20 protein-coding genes are annotated in these 17,977 nt (G+C 70.5%); 11 read left to right on the forward strand and 9 right to left on the reverse strand.

The genetic code is table 11. From position 1 onward, the window contains the following. Window positions 1-334: 334 nt before the first annotated feature. Window positions 335-1,390, forward strand: a complete 1,056-nt coding sequence (locus ABEA33_RS12815; RefSeq protein WP_345527170.1) for a hypothetical protein — start codon at window positions 335-337, stop codon at window positions 1,388-1,390. A gap of 126 nt (window positions 1,391-1,516) precedes the next feature. On the opposite strand, the gene ABEA33_RS12820 is transcribed toward ABEA33_RS12815, so the two are convergent. The 3 genes from ABEA33_RS12820 to ABEA33_RS12830 all read right to left on the reverse strand — a co-directional run bounded on the left by ABEA33_RS12820 (window position 1,517) and on the right by ABEA33_RS12830 (window position 5,424). Continuing rightward, complete coding sequence (locus ABEA33_RS12820; protein ID WP_345527171.1) at window positions 1,517-2,530, reverse strand: inorganic phosphate transporter; 1,014 nt, start codon at window positions 2,528-2,530, stop codon at window positions 1,517-1,519. 6 nt (window positions 2,531-2,536) lie between these two features. Continuing rightward, window positions 2,537-3,154, reverse strand: a complete 618-nt coding sequence (locus tag ABEA33_RS12825; protein WP_345527172.1) for a DUF47 domain-containing protein — start codon at window positions 3,152-3,154, stop codon at window positions 2,537-2,539. A 116-nt stretch (window positions 3,155-3,270) separates the two neighbouring features. Next, window positions 3,271-5,424: an RNA degradosome polyphosphate kinase gene (locus ABEA33_RS12830; RefSeq protein ID WP_345527173.1), complete on the reverse strand. Its 2,154-nt coding sequence runs from the start codon at window positions 5,422-5,424 to the stop codon at window positions 3,271-3,273. Between the two features lie 42 nt (window positions 5,425-5,466). Here ABEA33_RS12830 and ABEA33_RS12835 point away from each other — a divergent pair, with 42 nt between their 5' ends. Then, window positions 5,467-6,486 carry an alpha/beta hydrolase gene (locus tag ABEA33_RS12835; RefSeq protein WP_345527174.1) on the forward strand — a complete coding sequence of 340 codons (1,020 nt, stop codon included), beginning with the start codon at window positions 5,467-5,469 and terminating at the stop codon, window positions 6,484-6,486. Between the two features lie 291 nt (window positions 6,487-6,777). Here ABEA33_RS12835 and ABEA33_RS12840 read toward each other — a convergent pair whose 3' ends face one another. Together ABEA33_RS12840 and ABEA33_RS12845 are read right to left on the reverse strand one after the other, a co-directional pair. After that, window positions 6,778-9,390 (reverse strand): coiled-coil domain-containing protein, encoded by a 2,613-nt coding sequence (locus ABEA33_RS12840; protein WP_345527175.1) that lies wholly within the window; start codon window positions 9,388-9,390, stop codon window positions 6,778-6,780. Window positions 9,391-9,434: 44 nt separating this feature from the next. Continuing rightward, complete coding sequence (locus tag ABEA33_RS12845; RefSeq protein ID WP_345527176.1) at window positions 9,435-9,794, reverse strand: DsrE family protein; 360 nt, start codon at window positions 9,792-9,794, stop codon at window positions 9,435-9,437. Between the two features lie 24 nt (window positions 9,795-9,818). Here ABEA33_RS12845 and ABEA33_RS12850 point away from each other — a divergent pair, with 24 nt between their 5' ends. From ABEA33_RS12850 to ygfZ, 3 genes are read left to right on the forward strand one after another with little or no spacing between them, the layout of a single operon-like run. Next, on the forward strand, window positions 9,819-10,313 hold the full coding sequence (locus ABEA33_RS12850) for a heme-binding beta-barrel domain-containing protein (RefSeq protein WP_345527177.1): 495 nt from the start codon (window positions 9,819-9,821) through the stop codon (window positions 10,311-10,313). A gap of 5 nt (window positions 10,314-10,318) precedes the next feature. After that, window positions 10,319-10,741, forward strand: a complete 423-nt coding sequence (locus ABEA33_RS12855; protein WP_345527178.1) for a Fur family transcriptional regulator — start codon at window positions 10,319-10,321, stop codon at window positions 10,739-10,741. Next, the gene (ygfZ, locus tag ABEA33_RS12860; protein ID WP_345527179.1) at window positions 10,734-11,696 is read left to right on the forward strand and encodes a CAF17-like 4Fe-4S cluster assembly/insertion protein YgfZ; all 963 of its coding nucleotides are present in this window, start codon (window positions 10,734-10,736) and stop codon (window positions 11,694-11,696) included. Before ABEA33_RS12855 ends, ygfZ begins: the two co-directional genes overlap by 8 nt. Here ygfZ and ABEA33_RS12865 read toward each other — a convergent pair. The 3 genes from ABEA33_RS12865 to ABEA33_RS12875 all read right to left on the reverse strand — a co-directional run bounded on the left by ABEA33_RS12865 (window position 11,650) and on the right by ABEA33_RS12875 (window position 14,002). Next, window positions 11,650-12,261: an ATP-binding protein gene (locus ABEA33_RS12865; RefSeq protein ID WP_345527180.1), complete on the reverse strand. Its 612-nt coding sequence runs from the start codon at window positions 12,259-12,261 to the stop codon at window positions 11,650-11,652. The two genes, ygfZ and ABEA33_RS12865, sit on opposite strands and share 47 nt — an antisense overlap. 170 nt (window positions 12,262-12,431) lie before the next feature. Continuing rightward, window positions 12,432-13,244 (reverse strand): mycothiol synthase, encoded by an 813-nt coding sequence (gene mshD, locus ABEA33_RS12870; RefSeq protein ID WP_345527181.1) that lies wholly within the window; start codon window positions 13,242-13,244, stop codon window positions 12,432-12,434. 20 nt (window positions 13,245-13,264) lie between these two features. Continuing rightward, window positions 13,265-14,002 carry a response regulator transcription factor gene (locus ABEA33_RS12875; RefSeq protein WP_345527182.1) on the reverse strand — a complete coding sequence of 246 codons (738 nt, stop codon included), beginning with the start codon at window positions 14,000-14,002 and terminating at the stop codon, window positions 13,265-13,267. 88 nt (window positions 14,003-14,090) lie between these two features. Here ABEA33_RS12875 and ABEA33_RS12880 point away from each other — a divergent pair, with 88 nt between their 5' ends. After that, the gene (locus tag ABEA33_RS12880) at window positions 14,091-14,393 is read left to right on the forward strand and encodes a MoaD/ThiS family protein (protein WP_345527183.1); all 303 of its coding nucleotides are present in this window, start codon (window positions 14,091-14,093) and stop codon (window positions 14,391-14,393) included. Here ABEA33_RS12880 and ABEA33_RS12885 read toward each other — a convergent pair. Continuing rightward, a complete protein-coding gene (locus tag ABEA33_RS12885; RefSeq protein ID WP_345527184.1) occupies window positions 14,341-14,772 on the reverse strand; it encodes a VanZ family protein in 432 nt (143 codons plus the stop codon). The two genes, ABEA33_RS12880 and ABEA33_RS12885, sit on opposite strands and share 53 nt — an antisense overlap. A gap of 58 nt (window positions 14,773-14,830) precedes the next feature. On the opposite strand from ABEA33_RS12885, the gene ABEA33_RS12890 reads away from it, so the two are divergent. From ABEA33_RS12890 to ABEA33_RS12910, 5 genes are all read left to right on the forward strand, one after another. Then, a complete protein-coding gene (locus ABEA33_RS12890) occupies window positions 14,831-15,322 on the forward strand; it encodes a thioredoxin family protein (protein WP_345527185.1) in 492 nt (163 codons plus the stop codon). Window positions 15,323-15,549: 227 nt separating this feature from the next. Continuing rightward, entirely contained in the window at window positions 15,550-16,011 is a 462-nt protein-coding gene (locus ABEA33_RS12895) for a DUF4395 domain-containing protein (RefSeq protein ID WP_345527186.1), read from the forward strand. Window positions 16,012-16,073: 62 nt separating this feature from the next. Then, window positions 16,074-16,922, forward strand: a complete 849-nt coding sequence (locus ABEA33_RS12900; protein ID WP_345527187.1) for a sulfurtransferase — start codon at window positions 16,074-16,076, stop codon at window positions 16,920-16,922. After that, window positions 16,922-17,218 (forward strand): DUF1416 domain-containing protein, encoded by a 297-nt coding sequence (locus ABEA33_RS12905; protein ID WP_345527188.1) that lies wholly within the window; start codon window positions 16,922-16,924, stop codon window positions 17,216-17,218. Before ABEA33_RS12900 ends, ABEA33_RS12905 begins: the two co-directional genes overlap by 1 nt. Window positions 17,219-17,537: 319 nt before the next feature. Beyond that, entirely contained in the window at window positions 17,538-17,951 is a 414-nt protein-coding gene (locus tag ABEA33_RS12910; RefSeq protein ID WP_345527189.1) for a hypothetical protein, read from the forward strand. The last annotated feature ends 26 nt before the right edge of the window (window positions 17,952-17,977 follow it).

Genomic DNA, 17,977 nt, shown 5'->3' on the forward strand with positions numbered 1-17,977 from the left:
CGGGTTCCTCCCCCAAGGTTCCCCCAGGCGTCCGCCTGGTGATGACCCGATCAAACCCTTCCGATCGCAAGACGCTGCCCGCCCGATCCCCCGTTTTCCTACAAGACAAATGCAAGGTGCTCAGGTGGGGGTGGGCGGGGTGAAGGGGTAGCCGGGAGAGCGAAGCGGCATAGCCACGGACGAAATGGTCGTCCCGTGCCCCTGGGGCCAGCCATATCGTCCGTGGCTATCCCCGCTGCCACCCAAAGGGGCCCTTCGCTATGGCGGATGGTCAGCGCTGGTGGGCTGTGGATGACGCGAGCAGGATCTGCTCGAACATCGCACCCTGGGCCACATGATGTGGTTGACCGAGCCGCCGCCGTACGACGTGGGACGCGCGCCACTCGTCCGGCCGGTGCGGATCGATCCGCTGGGTCGCGCCGGCCCGACCCGCGCCCAGGCCCGCGGCCCGCGGTGGCGCCGCACGGGCCAGGGCTTCTACGTGCCGGCAGACGTAGACGCAACGTTGCCCGCACAGCGCATCCTCGAAGCCAGCCACGATCTCCGCGGCTCCCAGTCGGTAACGGGGTGGGCGGCGCTCCACTGGCACGGTGCGTTCTGGCTCGACGGCTTCGACGCCCCCGGTCGGCCCGCGCCGGTGAAGATCGCGGTCGTCCACGGGAGTCGTCGACCGCAACTTGGCGTGGAGGTCACGTCGGAGTTCATCCCGCCCAAGGAGCGCCAGACCGTCGGTGGTCTGCAGGTCGTGTCACCGCGGTGTGCGGTCGCCTTCGAGATGCGCTACGCGCCGACTCCCGTTGCGGCAGTTCGAGCCTTCGACATGGCCGCGGCCGCAGACTTGGTCTCCCGAGCAGAGCTGCTCGACTACTTCGAGCAGCTCTATCACTGGACCGGCATTCCCGGCGCTCGCGACGCGGGCCTGCTGGTCGACGAGAACGCCTGGTCGCCGCCGGAAGTCGACGCACGGCTGGTGTGGCCGCTGGAGTTGGGTCACGCCCCGCCGCTCACCAATCGACCGCTTTTCGACCGCTCCGGCCGGCACATCGGAACACCGGACCTCCTCGACCTCAACGCCGGCCTGGTCGTCGAGTACGAAGGAGCCCTGCATCTTGCGGGGGTACGACGCGCGAAGGACCTGGTCCGCGAGGATGCCTTCCGCAAGGTGGGGCTGGAGTACCTGACCCTGGTGTCGGCTGACCGCGCTGATCGATCGCGCATGGCGCTCCGGGTCGCTGCTGCCCTGGACCGCTCGCCGTACCTGCCCCGTGAAGAGTGCGCCTGGACAATCGAGCCGCCGCCGTGGTGGCTCCCGACCCACACCGTGGAACTGCGGCGCGCGCTGTCACCGGAGCAGCGCGAGCGGTTCCTGGGATATCGCCGTACAGCGTGACGGTCCGTGATGCGCGACCGGCGCAGGCACAAGTCGGGGTAGCCACGGACGATCGGGTTGCTTATCCGCGCCTATGGCAACCATTTCGTCCGTGGGTATCGGGCCCTCAGCCCCGACGAGCGATCCTCAGACCCCAAGCACCGCATGCAGTACGACGTAGCACCCGGCGGCGACGAGACCGGCCATGGGGAAGGTGAGGACCCAGGCGGCGACGATCGAGCGGGCGACACCCCAGCGGACGGCGGAGAAGCGCTTGGTGGCGCCGGCGCCCATGATCGCGGAGGTGATCGTGTGGGTCGTCGAGATCGGGGCGTGGAAGAGGAACGCCGTGGTGTAGAGGACGCCTGCGCCGACCGACTCGGCGGCGAAGCCGCGGGCCGGGTCGAGGTGGATGATCCGGCGGCCGAGGGTGCGCATGATGCGCCAGCCGCCGGAGTAGGTCCCGAGCGAGATCGCGGAGGCGGCGAGGATGACGACCCAGAGGGGGAGGTTCTCCTGTGGCTCGCCCGCGGCGTTCGTGTAGTAGCCGGCAGAGGTGAGCGTCAGGAAGATGACGCCCATCGTCTTCTGAGCGTCCTGCAGGCCGTGGCCGAGAGCGAGCGCCGCGGCGGAGAAGGTCTGGGCCATCCGGAAGCCGCGGAAGACCTTGTGCGGGTTCCGCTTCCGGAAGATCCACATGATGGCCAGCATCACCGCGAACGCGGCGAGGAAGCCGAACACCGGCGACAGCACCATCGGGATCAGCACCTTGTCGACGATCGTCGCCCAGTGCACGAGCGCCCCCGCCGTGATCGCGGCGCCGACGAGACCGCCGATCAGGGCGTGCGACGAGGAGGAGGGCAGCCCGAAGTACCAGGTGACGAGGTTCCACACGATCGCGCCGAGCAGGCCGGCGAGGATGACGACGAGACCGGCGTTGCCGGCCATCGGTGAGATCACGTCACTGACCGTGTGCGCGACCTCCTGGCCGAGCAGGGCGCCGACGAAGTTCATCACCGCGGCCAGCACCAGCGCGATGCGCGGCGTGAGCGCGCGCGTCGACACCGAGGTGGCGATGGCGTTGGCGGCGTCGTGGAAGCCGTTGGTGTAGTCGAATGCCAGGGCAACGACGACGACCGTGATGACGATCGCGAGCTCCATGTCCGGTCAGGACTCCTTGACCGCGATCTGCTCCACGATGTTGGCAACCTTCTCGAACGCGTCGATCGCCTCCTCGAGGGACTCGACGATGTCCTTGAGCTTCAGGACCTCGATGGTCTTGAACTCGCCGCTGAAGAGCTTCGCGATCGTACGCCGGTGGTTCTTGTCGCCGGCGTTCTCGAGGCGGTTGATCTCGATCCAGTACTCCTCGAGCGACTGCAGCGACTGCAGGTTCGGCATCGACGACGCCGTCAGTTCCGCGCACCGCTGGAGGACCTCCACCTGGGTGGACAGCTCCGGCGGCAGCAGCTTCACCTCGTACAACAGGATCATGTCGACGACCTCGTCCATCAGGTCCATCACGTCGTCGAGCCCGGAGGCCAGCGCGTAGATGTCCTCGCGGTCGAACGGCGTCACGAAGGTCGAGTTCACCTTCTTGACGATCGCGTGCGTCGTCTCGTCGGCATTGTGCTCGGCTTCGCGCATTCGACGGGCTACGTCGTTGTGGTCAGCGCCTTCGGCGAGCATCTCCGCCAGGAGCGAAGCGCCGGTCACGAGGTGCTGAGCCTGTTCGGTGAAGAGGATGTAGAACGACGTGTCGACAGGGCGGAATCGGAATCCCACGAAACAACTCCTGGTGAGGAGGAAACGAACGCGATCAGACTAGGGGGTGGCCAGCCGAATCGCGCAAGCGCCGCCCCCGTCGTACGCCGAAGCCGGGCCCCGGGGTGTGGCTCAGGTCACCGCCGGCGGCGCTGCGCCTCGATCAGGTTCTCCTGCAGATGCACGGTGCCCGCGTTGCGGGTCCAGTGTCCGGCGCTGTCGAGCTCCCACGCACTGGTGCTCTCGTCGAAGGCGAGGTCGAGCAGCGCGCCGATCGACGCCACGTTGTCATCGCCGGGCAGTCGGACCAGCACCTCGACCCGCCGGTCCAGGTTGCGGTGCATCATGTCGGCCGAGCCGATCCACGCCTGAGGGTCGCCGTCGTTCTCGAACCAGAAGATCCGACTGTGCTCGAGGAACCGCCCCAGGACCGATCGCACCGACACTGTCTCCGACAGGCCTGGCACCCCCGGGCGCAACGAGCAGATGCCGCGGACGAGCAGGTCGACCGTCACTCCGGCCTGCGAGGCGAGGTAGAGGGCATCGATGACCGCCTCGTCGACGACGGAGTTGGCCTTGAGCCGGATCCCCGCTGCACGCCCGGCCTGGTGGTGGGCGATCTCGCGGTGGATCTGCTCGATCAGGCCCGAGCGCACGGAGTCGGGCGCCACCAGGAGCTGGTCGTACGACGCGTTGCGCGACCAGCCGGACAGGTTGTTGAAGAGGTGAGCGACGTCGTCGCCGATCCGTTCGTCGGTGGTGATCAGGCCGACGTCCTCGTAGAGCCGCGACGTCTTGGGGTTGTAGTTGCCGGTGCCGATGTGGGTGTAGCGGCGGATGCCGTCAGGCTCGTCGCGCACCACCATGGCCAGCTTGCAGTGGGTCTTGAGGCCCACCAGGCCGTAGACGACATGGCAGCCCGCTTGCTCCAGCTTGCGAGCCCACCGGATGTTGGCCTCCTCGTCGAAGCGCGCCTTGATCTCGACGATGACCAGCACCTGCTTGCCGGCCTCGGCGGCGTCGATGAGGGCGTCGATGATCGGGCTGTCACCGGAGGTGCGGTAGAGCGTCTGCTTGATCGCGAGCACGTGCCGGTCGGCGGCGGCCTGCTCGATGAACCGCTGCACCGAGGTGGCGAACGAGTCGTACGGGTGGTGCAGCAGCACGTCGTGCCGCCGGGCCGCCTTGAAGACGTCGACGGGTGCGGCCGACTCGACCTCCGCCAGCAGGGGGTGGGTGGTCGGGACGAACGCAGGGTACTTCAGCTCCTGACGCGGCAGGTCGGCGATGTCGTGCAGGCCACGCAGGTCGAGGGGTCCGCGGAGCTTGAACACCTCCTCCTCGCGTACGTCGAGCTCCGAGACCAGCAGTTCGAGCACCTGGGGGGCGATCGACTCCTCGACCTCCAGGCGCACGGGCGGCCCGAACCGGCGGCGGAGCAGCTCCTTCTCGAGAGCCGCGAGGAGGTTCTCGGCGTCGTCCTCCTCGACCTCGAGGTCCTCGTTGCGGGTCACCCGGAAGGTGTGGACCTCCAGGACCTCCATGCCCGGGAAGAGCCGCTTGAGGTGCTCGCCGATGACGTCCTCCAGCGGCACGAAGCGCTGGTTGCCGACCGGCACGAAGCGGGAGAAGATCGGCGGCACCTTCACCCGCGCGAAGTGCTCCTTGCCGGTCTTCGGGTTGCGGATGAGCACCGCGAGGTTGAGGGACAGGCCGGAGATGTAGGGGAACGGGTGCGCCGGGTCCACCGCCAGCGGCGTGAGGACCGGGAAGACCCGGTCCTTGAAGAGCCGCTTGCAGGTCTTCTGCTCCTCGCGGTCGAGGTCGTCCCAGCGGACCAGCTCGATCCCGGCGTCCGACAGCGCCGGGACGATCTCGTCGCGGAAGAGCCGCGCCTGCCGTTCGACGAGCTCGCGGGTGGTCGACCAGATCACCTCGAGCACCTCGCTCGGCATCAGCCCGGAGGCGGCCGGCACGGCCAGCCCGGCGGCGATCCGCCGCTTGAGGCCGGCGACCCGGACCATGAAGAACTCGTCGAGGTTGCTGGTGAAGATCGCGAGGAAGCGGGTCCGCTCCAACAGCGGCAGGTGGGGGTCCTCCGCGAGCTCGAGGACGCGCTGGTTGAACCGCAGCCAGGAGAGCTCTCGATCGAGGAAGCGGTCGCCGTACTTCTCCACCGCGGCGAGCGCCTCGTCGTCCGGCTCGTACGGCGGCTCGACGTCGAAGGGCTCCTCGGGGACTCCCTCGCCATGGCTGGAGGCCGCATCCGGCTGCAGGCTGTCGAGCGTCATGTCCTCAGTCTGGCACTGCGAGGTGAACGGTAGGTTGCGCTCGTGACCGCCCTCGACCGCGCCAAGACGTGGGGGCTGCATGCGGCCCTGGCACTCCCGCATCGAGTGCAACGTGTGCTGGCCGGCCGGCCGGTGGTGGTGGACGGGGCGCCGCTGGCCGCGGACATCCAGCTGATGCTGCGACTCCAGCGCCTGACACGCGAGCAGGGGGCGGAGACGCTGCCGATCCCGGAGGGTCGCCGGACGATCCGCACGCACACCCGGATGACGGCCGGCCGCCAGCCGGTGGGTGCCGTCCGGGACCTCACCGTGGCCGGGATGCGCGCTCGCCTCTACTCACCGTCGCTGTCGCGCGGCGGACTGCTGGTCTTCTTCCACGGCGGCGGCTTCATGTACGGCGACCTCGAGTCCCACGACGCCGGGTGTCGGTTCCTCGCGGAGCGATCCGGCGTCCGGGTGCTCGCGATCGACTACCGGCTCGCCCCGGAACAACCCTTCCCTGCGGCGTACGACGACGCGATCTCGGCGTACCGCTGGGTGGACGAGCACGCCGACGAGCTCGAGGTCGACCCGTCACGACTGGCGGTGGGGGGTGACTCCGCCGGCGCCAACCTGGCGATCGGCGTCGCCATCGAGGCGGCCCGCACGGGGCTGCCGCTGGCCTTCCAGCTCCTCGTCTACCCCGTGACCGACGCCGTCCGTGACACCGCGAGCGCGCGGCTGTTCGCCGACGGCTTCTATCTCACCAAGGCGTTCATGGACCTGGCCGAGACGGCGTACGTCGTGGGCGTCGAGTCTCGCGATCCCCGGGTGTCGCCGGCATACGCGGAGCTTCCGGCTGGGCTCGCCCCGGCGTACGTCGCCACCGCCGGCTTCGACCCGCTGCGTGACGAGGGCGAGGCGTTCGCGCACAAGCTCGCCGAGTCCGGCGCTCCGGTCGAGCTGCGCCGGTTCGACGACCTGATCCACGGGTTCTTCAACATCGTCGGCCCCGGTCGGTCCGCGCGCGCCGCCAACACCGAGATCGCCGCTGCGCTGCGGGCGGGGCTGAAGAAGAGCTAGCTAGCTCCCGTGGAAGCGGCTGCGGCAGGGGCAGGCCCAGCCGAGGTCGGTCTGCTCGCCGCACTCGACGCGCTGTGGCTTGCGGCCGACGGCGCGTCGGACGAGTTGGGCGACGCCGCTGGGCGGATGCCGGCGGGCATGCCCGCAACGCCGACAGCTGTCGTCTGGCAGGGAGCTCTCAGACATACGGCCATTGTGCGCCCATAAACCCGAGCGCACGGCAGATCCCAACAGTTGACAGAGATTCTCGCCATTTCATCGAGTGGGCGAGACGTTCAGGTGAACGCAGAGTTAACGGCCGCGCCGCCAGCCGCGCTTCTGCTGCTGCAGGTCGAGGAGCTCGGCGCGCACCTCGGCGATCTCCTGGGCGAGCTCGCGAGCCTTCTCTTCGGCCGCGACCCGCTCCAGCATCGCCTCCTCGGCGATCTCGGCCTGATGGCGTACGGCGGCCTCGACCGCGCTGCGATCGGTGGTGCGCTCGGTGGCCACGGCCTCGGCCTCGGCCCGGAGCCGGGCCTGCTCCGCGGCTGCCTGCTCCGCGGCCTCGCGGGCCTCCACGGCGACGCGCAGGTCCTCGGCCTGAAGGGCCGCAGCGGCCGACGTGGCGTCGAGGACCTCGCGCAGCTTCTGCTCCGCTGCCTGCCGCTCCGCTGCGGCGGCAGCTGCGAGCTCGGCATGCGCGCGCGCATCGTTCTCCGCGACTCGGCGGGCCTCGAGCGCCTCGGTCGCAGCGAGCTCGGCGGCCTCCCGGGCGGCGGCGTGCTCCTGGGCGGTGGCATCCGCGGCAGCGCGGGCCTCGTGGGCGGCGCGGGCGTCCGCAGCCTGCTGCTCCGCTCGCTGGTGGGCCGCGGTCTGGTCGGTGGCCGCCTGCGCGGCCGCCTCGGCCTGCTCGCTGGCCCGCATCTCGGCCTGTTCGCGGGCGACCTGCGCGGCCTCGGCCCGCGCGGCCGCCGCCGCGGCAGCCCGGTCGGCCGCCTCGCGGTCGCCGTGTGCGGCCGCGGCCAGGTCGAGCTGGGCGCGGGCCTGCCGCTCCGCCTCCTCGCGCGCGGCGACGGCGGCGGTCGCGGCCTCCTCCGCGGAGAGCCGAGAGGCGTGTGCCAGCTGCGCCCGCTGGGCGTGGACGGTCGCGTTCTCGTCGGCAGCGATCCGTGCGTCGTTCGCGGCCTGCAGCGCCTCCGCCATCTGTGCGGCGGTGCGCCGTGCCTCCTCCTCGCCCGCGGCGGCGGCCGCGGCCGCCTCTGCCTGTCGGGTGGCGGCCTCCTCGGCGCGCGTGCGCGCTGCTTCGGCCGCCTCGGCCTCGGCTGCCTGCCGGCGGGTGGCCTCCTCGGCCTGAGTACGGGCGACGTGAGCCTCTTCGGCGAGCCGGGCGTGCTCGGTCGCGGCCTCGTCGGCGGCGGCCCGGATCCGGCTGGCCTCCTCGGCCGTGGCCTCGGCGGCTGCCCGGGCGGTGGCCTGGTCGGCGGCCTCCCGCTCGGCAGCTGCGCGGGAGTCCTGAGCCACCCGGACGAAGTCCTCGTGTGCCTGGGTGGCGGCGGCCAGCTGCGCGGCCAGCTCGGTCGCCCGTGCCTCGGCGGCCTCCCGGTCGGTCTGCGCCTGCTGGGCGCTCGCCTCGGCGGCTCGTACCGACTGGTCGGCCTCGGCCGCGGCATCGCGCACGGACTGCTCGGCGGTGGCGGCGGTGGCGCGCACGGACTGCTCGGTGGAGGTCGCGAGCTCCTGCACCGACTGCTCAGCGGTGGCGGCCGTCTCTCGCACGGACTGCTCGGCGGTGGCGGCCGTCTCGCGCACCGACTGCTCAGCGGTGGCGGCCGTCTCGCGGACGGACTGCTCGGCGGCCGTGGCCCTCTCGCGTACGGACTGCTCGGTCGAGGTGGTGAGCTCCTGCACGGACTGCTCGGTCGCGGTCGCGAGCTCGCGCAAGGACTGCTCCGTCGACGCCGCCAGCTCCTTCAGCGAGGCCCTGGCCGAACCGGCGGTCTCGTGCAGCGACTCCAGGCTGGAGTTGGCGGTGTCCATCAGGGCCTGTTGCGCCGACGCGGCTGTGTCCTGCAGCGACGCCTCGGCGGTGGACGACTTCTCCAGCAGCGAGGACTCGGCTGCCGACGTCCTCTCCAGCAGCGACTGCTCGGTGGCGTTGGCCGTGTCGCGGAGCGCCTGTTCGGCCGTGGCCGACAGCTCGCGCAGGGACTCCTCGGCGCCGGCGGCGGCCGCGCGTGCTGCCTCCTCGGCCTCGGTCCGGGCCGCGTGGGCCGCGGTGGCTGCCTCGGCCTGCTCGCGAGCCGCCGTCTCGGCCTGCTCCCGCGCAGCGTCCGCGGCGGCGGACCGCTCGGCGGCGTCACGCGCCGACTCTTCGGCGGCGGTCCGATCGACGGTCGCCTGGGCGGCGGTCTGCTCGGCGGCGAGCCGCAGCGCGGTGGCGACCTTCGCGGAGTCGACCAGCTTGCGGGCGGCCTCCTCGGCCTCGTTCCGGGCGCGGGCCGCTTCGGTCGCGGCCTCCTCGAGGCGGGCCCGCTCGGCGGCGTGCGCCTCGCCGGCCTCCTCGGCGGCGCGGCGGGCGTCGTACGCCTCCTGCGCCTTGGCCGCGTGCTCGGCGGCTGCGGTCTCGGCCTCGGCCCGGGCACGGGCAGCGGCCTCGGCGGCCTCCTCGGCGACCAGTCGCTCCGCGGCCTGCTCCGCGGCGGCCAGCTCGGTGCGGCGCCTGAGCTCGGCGGTCCGCTCGATCGCGGCCTCGAGGTCGGCGGGTTTGCGCGTCGCCGGAGGGGGCGCCGCGGGTGCCTGCGGCGGCGGTGCCGACGGGGCGTCGGTCGACGGAGCTGCCGGCTCCGGCTTGCGTTGCCACCAACGGGTGGGCTGAGCGTCTGTGTCGACCTCGTCGTCAGGTCGGCGTGGTGGTGTCGCGTCCATCGCTGCTGAGACTAGTGCTTGAGAGTGACCGTGTGTGACCGGTGTCAGTACACCAACGCCTGGGCGTCCGGAGCCAGCGCCTCCTCGACGAAGGTCGAAGCCCCCGCGATCCGTACGCCGGGCAGCAGGTCGGCCTCGGTGATCTCGCGTCGTACGGCGCACTGGGTGCAGACCGTCACCTGGCCTCCGGCGGCAACCGCCGCCACCAGGTCGGCTGCCGGAGCGGCGTGCGGCAGCACGAATCCCTCGCGCCCGGCCACCCCCAGCCAGGCGCCCTCGCCGGTCAGCCACAGGCTCACCGAGGCGCCGGCGCTCAGCGCGGTCGCCGCGACCGTGAGGCCCTGGTTGGACCGCTCCGGGTCGTCAGCTCCGCAGGTGACCTTCACGACGAGTGGGCGAGTCATACCGACCACCCTAGAGTGATCCTCATGGTGTTCGAGCTGCCCGACAACCTCCACCCCGACTGCGCCCCGGTGGCCTGGCTGCTGGGGCGATGGGGCGGACGCGGGAAGGGCGACTACCCGACGATCGAGCCGTTCGAGTACGGCCAGGAGCTGGTGTTCACCCACGACGGCCGCCCGTTCTTCCACTACTTCGCGCGGTCGTGGATCGTGGACGCGGACGGCGAGAAGGTCCGCGACGCCGCTCAGGAGGCAGGCTTCCTGCGGTGCCGCCCCGGCGGCGACCTCGAGCTGGTGCTGGCGCACTCGTCGGGCATCTCCGAGATCTGGTACGGCAAGGCCGAGGTCGCCAAGTTCGAGCTGCACACCGCGGGCGTGGGCTTCACGGAGTCGGCGAAGGAGGTCACCGCAGGCAAGCGCCTCTACGGCAACGTCAACAGTGACCTGCTCTACGCCTACGACATGGAGGCCATGGGCCAGCCGCTGCAGCCGCACCTGTGGGCGCAGCTGGAGCGGCAGTAGTCGCCATGACCGACGAGCTCGCGTCCCGGCTGCACAGCCTCGGCTACCGGCTGACCCCTCAGCGCCAGCTGGTGCTCCAGGCGGTCGAGAAGCTCGGCCACGCCACCCCTGACGAGATCCTCGCCGAGGTGCAGCAGCACGCCAGCGCCGTCAACGTCTCGACGATCTACCGCACGCTCGAGGTCCTCGAGGAGCTCGGCCTGGTGCGCCACGCCCACCTCTCCGACCGCGCCCCGACGTACCACTCCGTCACCGACCACGTGCACTTCCACCTGGTCTGCCGGAATTGTCACCGGGTCATCTCGGTTGCCCCTGAGGTAGTCGCTCCGTTCGCGGGCCGGCTCCGCGAAGAGCAGGGGTTCGCGATCGATGTGGGCCACCTGGCGATCTTCGGCGAGTGTGTGGAGTGTGAGGAAGACAGTGAGTAGTCGATTGCCGAGTCCGTTGCTGCAGCTGCCCGGAGCGGTCGGCGCCGACGGCATCGACCGCGACGTGGCCGCGCACTACGGCTCCTTCAACGGTGAGCAGCGCACGCTCGAGTCCGGCGCCGGCTTCGTCGACCTCTCCCACCACGACGTGCTGCGCGTGTCCGGCCCGGACCGGCTGACCTGGCTGCACTCCCTGACGACCCAGCACCTGGAGACGCTCGCGCCGAAGGTGTGGACCGGCGTCCTGATCCTCAGCCCGCAGGGCCACGTCGAGCACGCCTTCTTCGGGTACGACGACGGCGAGGCGTTCACGGCCTTCACCGAGCCGGGGGCGGCCGAGGCGCTCGTGACGTTCCTGGACCGCATGCGCTTCATGATGCGGGTGGAGGTCGCCGACGTCACCGACGAGCTGGCCCTCACCTGGCGGCCGTCCGCCACCGGCGACGGACCGTACGCCGGCTACGAGCTGGTCCCGCGCGACCAGCTGTCGGCGTACGCCGAGGCGGCCGGGCCGGCCTGCGGACTGTGGGCCTTCGAGGCGTTGCGGATCGCGCGCGGCGAACCCCGGCTCGGCCTCGACACCGACCACCGCACGATCCCCAACGAGGCCGGCTGGATCGGGCCCGCCGTCCACCTCGACAAGGGCTGCTACCGCGGCCAGGAGACCGTCGCCCGCGTGCACACGCTGGGGCGCCCGCCGCGCCGGCTCACGCTCCTGCACCTCGATGGGTCGGAGAACCGGCTGCCCGCCGTCGGCGCCGAGCTGCTCCACGGCGACAAGGTCGTCGGGTTCGTGGGCACGTCGGCTCGGCACCACGAGCTCGGCCCGATCGCGCTGGCGATGGTCAAGCGCAACGTGCCCCTCGACGTCGACCTGACCGTCGACGGGATGCCGGCCGCCCAGGAGGTCATCGTCGACCCCGAGGTGGGCCTGCACGTGCGCCCGCTGCGCTGAGCCCGCCGCCTCGGGGGCCCAGCAGGGCCAGCGGCACGACGGCGATGCCGTCGCGACGGCGATAGGCCTCGTCGCCGGTGTTGAGGACGACCGCGTCGAGCAGCCGGTCGCCGTTGCGGGTCCGCAGGTGTCCGACGGACGCCTCGGCCGCCTGAGCAAGGACGCGGACCGTCAGCGCGGCCAAGGACTCGAACAGTGCGCCGAGGAGGCTGCTGGACTCGCCGCCGAGATGGTGCTTCGGGGCCTGTTGCAGGCGAGCGGACGCGTTGCCGGTCGGGATCCACCCCGGGACCGGGTCGAGCAGCCACAGGCGGGAGAGGATGTAGCGGTAGCCGATCGTCGTGGTCTTGGCCGGCCTGTCGGACTCGCCGGGCGAGGCGGCATCGAGGATCCGGTTGTACGACGTGGCGGTAGCCGTCGCAGCGGCGTACGACGTCCCACACCTCGGGGACGCGCTGCCACTCGTCGATGAAGGTCGGCAGCGCGCCGCGTAGGACGGGCGCCGGGTCGGCCTGCACGATCTGACGGCGCTGGCCCGAGTCCAGTTTGTTGAGGGTGAGGACACGACGCGTCTCGGTCTCGGTCTCGGTCCTGCCGACGCCCTTCGGCCACTCGAGTGCGATGGCCGCCAGCGCTGCGAAGAGGCCGTCGAGCTCACCGTCGATGACCCGGCGCAGATACATCGCCCTAATCTGCCGTTAGCAGGGCCTGTGGCAGACCGTGAGCATAGGTGGTTCAGCGGTGCCGGTACATCACGTGGGTGTCGGCGTCGGCATGGGTGAAGCCCAGTCCTGAGTAGACGGCGACGGCAGGCGCGTTGTCGGACTCGACGTACAGCAGCACCTCGGCGACACCGCGCCCCGCGAGGTGGTGGAGCCCGGCCAGGGTGAGCACCTTGCCGAGGCCGCGTCCCTGGGCGGCCGGGTCGATGCCGACCACGTACACCTCGCCGAGGTCGGGGGAGTGCTGCTTGGTCCAGTGGAAGCCGAGCAGGCGCTCTCCGTCCGTCGCAAGCAGCAGCCCCGCGGGGTCGAACCACGGCTCGGCCATCCGCTCGGCCAGGTCGGTGGCATCCATCGAGCCTTGCTCGGGGTGGTGTGCGAACGCCGCGGCGTTGACCCGGATCAGCTCATCGGCATCGCCCGGGGTGTAGGCCTGGATCGTCAGCCCTGCCGGTACGACGAGCTCGGCGAGCGGCTTGCTGGTCGGTCGACGCATCACCCACAGCGACCGCACCCGCTCGAAGCCGTGACTGCGCGCCAGCGCCGCTGCCGCCGGATGGTCGCCGTGTGACCAGGCGCTGACCGGGCCGGCGGGGAGAGCGTCGGCCAGGAGTGCACCCCCGACGCCACGTCCCCGGGCGCCCGGGCGTACGACGAGGCTCAGCTCGCCCCCGATCAGCAGTGCGACTCCGTCATCGATGACCCAGGACCGCACACTCTCAGGTCGGTGCCGCAGCGCGCGCCAGGTCGCCTCGTCGAGCGGGGCCGCCCCGTCCTCGGCCTCGGCCTCGGCAGCGACTTCGGCAACAACGTCGAGGTCGATCACGACCCCAGACTAGGTCCGACTCAGACGGACTCGTCGACCCGCTCGGTCGCACGGGCGTCGGCGGCGGCCTGCTGGTCCTTGGACGGCAGCACGAACCGGTAGCCCACGTTGCGCACGGTGCCGATCAGCGTCTCGTTCTCGACGCCGAGCTTGGCGCGCAGGCGGCGGACGTGGACGTCGACGGTGCGGGTGCCACCGAAGTAGTCGTAGCCCCACACCTCCTGCAGCAGCTGCTGGCGGCTGAAGACGCGACCGGGGTGCTGGGCCAGGAACTTCAGGAGCTCGAACTCCTTGAAGGTCAGGTCGAGCGGGCGGCCACTGATCTTGGCGGTGTACGTCGCGTCGTCGACGACGACCTCGCCGGAGCGGATGACGTGCGACTCCGGGTCGTCCGCCTCGCGCCGTGCGTTGAGTCGGCCGATCGCGAGCTTGATGCGGGCCTCGAGCTCGGCGGGGCCGCACGTGTGCAGGACGACGTCGTCCATGCCCCAGTCGTGCAGCACGACGGCGAGACCGCCCTCGGTGCAGACCAGCAGCACGGGCACGTCGGTGCCGGTGGTGCGGATCAGCCGGCAGAGATCGCGAGCGTGGGCCAGGTCCTGACGGCCGTCGACCAGCAGCAGGTCGGAGTCCGGGGCCTCGAGCAGGGCGCTGCCCTCGGACGGGAGGATCTTGACCTGGTGGCCGAGCAGCGCGAGCGCGGGCAGCACCTCGGCGGACGGCTGGAGGGCGCTGGTGAGAAGCAGGAGCGTGCTCATGAGATGGTCTCCTCCCGGATGGGGCGGGGACCGAAACGCAACACTGGGCTTCGGCCGATCGCTGGTTCTTCGTGAACAATACCGAAACATGGGTGTCTCATTGGAAGGTCCCAAGCGAAATGAGACCGACATCATCCGGGTCCACTACTGGGCGTCGGCCCGGGCTGCTGCCGGTGTGAGCGGTGACGACCTCGCCGTCGACGGCCCGATCACCCTGGCCGAGGTCGTACGCCGCGCGGTCGCACTGCACCCCGGCGCGCGGCTGGCCGAGGTGCTCCAGGTCTGCTCGACGCTGGTCGGCGACCAGCCCGTCAGCACCGAGGACCCGGGCGACGTCGTCATCGAGCCGGGGGAGTCGGTGGAGTTCCTGCCGCCCTTCGCCGGCGGCTGAGCCGTCGAGCAACCAGCACCGCGACCCCACCGACGAGCCCGCCGAGCGTGTTGGCCACGATGTCGACCTGCGAAGCGGTGCGGTGAGGGAGCAGGGCTCCCTGGGTGAGCTCGACCGCGCACGCGATGACGAACGCGTACGCCGTCCAGTCGCGCCACGTCGTACGCGCCCAGATCAGCGAGCCCAGCGCCGACACCGGAGCGAGGATCGCCGCGTTGCACAGGAACTCCGCCCGCGACTGGCTCGCGGTCTCCGCCGAGAAGCCGACCCAGACGCCGAGGTCGCTCACCCACGACGCCATCCCGGACTGCGTGCCCGATGTCGGCGCCAGCAGCGCGATGCCGAGGAGCACCGAGTAGACGACCAGCGCGACCTTCATGACCGGTGACGCTTTCACATCGACGGAATGTGACGGTCGCCGCGACCGTTGCACGGACGTGAACAGTGGAGCCTGGATCGTCGTCGCCGCGGTCGTGCTCGGTGTCGGCTTCGGCCTCTACCGGCTGCTGACCGACGGCCGGTTCCGCGGCACCCACCGGGTCCGCGCGGCGAGCTCGCTGGTCGAGCAGGGAGGCGCCCCGGCGCCGACCGGGTCGAGACCCCCGCAGGCCAGCGACGGCCTGTGGCCTGACGTGCTGGCCGCGATCCCGGACGCCAAGCTCGGTGAGAAGGCCACGCTCCTGCAGTTCTCCTCGGCGTTCTGCGCGCCCTGCCGAGCGACCCGGCGGACCCTGTCGGAGGTGGCCGCGGTCGTCCCCGGCGTCGAGCACCTGGAGGTCGACGCCGAGCACCACCTGGAGCTCGTACGCCGCCTCGGGATCCTGCGAACGCCGACGACACTGGTGCTCGACGCGGCCGGTCGCGAGATCAATCGAGCGGCCGGTGCGCCGCGCAAAGATCAGGTTCTCAACGCTTTGACGAGCGTGTGATGTCCAACATGCGGACAATCGTCTCAATCTGCAAGACGCGGATTGTCGGCTCGACGCGAGACGTCCCTACTCTGGTCGACATGTCCTCGACCATGCTGACCAAGCGCCGCGCAGTGGATCACTGCCGCACGCGCTCGGCGCTGTGTCGAATGCGCTGACCGAACCGCGCCCTCGGCCTCCGTGCTGACCTGCGTGGTCCCGTCCACGCATCCGTCCGCAGGAGAGACATGTCCACCACCACAACACCGCAGCACGCTCGTTCCGCTGCCGGCATCGACCCGCGTGGTCCGCAGTTCGCCGCCGGGATCACCGCCCTGGTCCTGATCGGCGTGCTGCTCCTGGCGCCCGGTCCGGCCGCGACCGTGCTCCTGGCTGCCCAGGCGGCCGTGTTCGCGATCGGCGCGATCCGGGGCGTACAGCACACGCCGTACTCCTGGCTCTTCCGCACCTCGGTGCGGCCCCGGCTCGGAGCACCGGGGGAGCTCGAGGACGCGGCGCCGCCGCGGTTCGCCCAGGCCGTGGGCCTCGGCTTCGCGGTGGTCGGACTGATCGGCTTCGTCACCGGCCTCGACCTGCTCGGCGAGATCGCCGTCGGCTTCGCCCTGCTCGCCGCCCTGCTCAACGCGATCTTCGGGTTCTGCCTCGGCTGCGAGGTGTACCTCCTCTTCAAACGCGCAACCGCGCACTGACCTACCAGAAGTTATCCAAGACCCCGCGCCCCTTCCTCGGCGCACAAGAAAGGTAGAAACAGATGACCCGCGAGAACACCCTTGTCACCGCCCAGTGGGTGGCGGACAACCTAAACGACCCGAAGGTGGTGCTGATCGAGGTCGACGAGGACACCACTGCCTACGACAAGGGCCACATCGAGGGCGCCATCAAGCTCGACTGGACGACCGACCTGCAGGACCAGGTGCGTCGTGACTTCGTCAACAAGGAGCAGTTCGAGGCGCTGCTGTCGAGCCGCGGGGTCGCGAACGACGACACCGTCGTGCTCTACGGCGGCAACAACAACTGGTTCGCGGCCTACGCCTACTGGTACTTCAAGCTCTACGGTCACCAGGACGTCAAGCTCCTCGACGGCGGCCGCAAGAAGTGGGAGCTCGACTCCCGCGAGCTGACCGCGGACCTGCCGAGCCGCGAGACCACGTCGTACACCGCGCAGGAGCAGGATCTCTCGATCCGGGCGTTCCGCGACGAGACCGTCGCCGCGATCGGCGTGAAGAACCTGGTCGACGTCCGCAGCCCCGACGAGTACGCCGGCCGTCTGCTCGCCCCGGCCCACCTCCCGCAGGAGCAGGCCCAGCGCGCCGGCCACGTGCCGACGTCGATCAACGTGCCGTGGAGCAAGGCGGCCAACGACGACGGCACCTTCCGGTCCGACGACGAGCTGCGCGAGATCTACAGCGCTGCCGGTCTCGACGACAGCAAGGAGACCATCGCCCTGTGCCGTATCGGTGAGCGCTCCTCGCACACGTGGTTCGTCCTCAAGGAGCTGCTCGGCCACCAGTCCGTCAAGAACTACGACGGCTCCTGGACCGAGTACGGCTCCCTGGTCGGCGTCCCGGTCGCCCTCGGCGACGAGCCCGGGGAAGCCTGATGTGCGGCGCCACTGAGGGCGGGCTGTCCCTCGACGGCATCGACGTCAAGAAGGAAGCGATCGTCCAGGGCCAGGTCCTGCGCGGCGGCGAGCCGGTCGGTACGGCGTACGTGCGCCTGCTCGACCGCACCGGTGAGTTCACCGCCGAGGTCCCGACCTCGGCCAGTGGTCACTTCCGGTTCTTCGCCGGCAACGGCGAGTGGACGCTGCGGACCCTGGCCCCCCAGGCCGAGCCCGTGGACACCAAGGTCGTCGCGTCGGTCGGCGCGGTCGCCGAGGTCGTTGTCGCCATCTGAACACCGCAACAAAGGGGGCCCGCACCGCTCGGTGTGGGCCCCTTGTGCGTCTGAGCTGTCCAGACCATGGACGCGAGTGATGCGAATCACGCCACGAACTTTTGAGGCGACCCCAGGCCGCACCTGCCGCCTTCAATAGCCCAAATGGGTCACTATCGGCACTCGGGACCAGCATCTGAGGTAAACCTACTGGCGAGTCCGTGACGGCGGCGTAAATTCTCGGGCACTCATGGGGGCCAATGGCCATCATCGATGCCCACATACCCAATCTTTATGATTGGATTGCCGCTCCAGACCGAAGCACTCATGGGGAGTCCCAATGAAGAAGCTCATCTCCGGCCTCATCGCAGCGTTCCTGCTGTCCGCCGGTTTCGTCGCGGTCTCCGCCGAGACTGCTTCCGCCGCCTGCAAGCCGAGCCAGTACACGCCGTGCCCGTCGTCTACGACGAAGGCGGCCGGCGCCAAGACTGTCAGACAGGGCCAGAAGCCCAAGACCGCCATAACGGTCCGCACTGCGGGCAACGTCAAAGCGAAGGGCACCGTCCTCGTCACGTACAAGGGCCCCGGCGTCAACAAGACGATCCGCGTGAACTACAACGGCAAGCCCATCAAGGTGACTGGGCCGGCGCTGAAGAAGCCGGGCAAGTACACCGTGACTGTCGTCTTCAAGGGTGACAACACGAAGGACTCGAAGTCGTCGTACAAGATCACCGTCAAGAAGAAGCGGCGATAGTCCGCCTCAGGCTCGAGTACGAAGGG

It is taken from the genome of Nocardioides endophyticus, from assembly GCF_039543845.1.
Classification (GTDB): domain Bacteria; phylum Actinomycetota; class Actinomycetes; order Propionibacteriales; family Nocardioidaceae; genus Nocardioides; species Nocardioides endophyticus.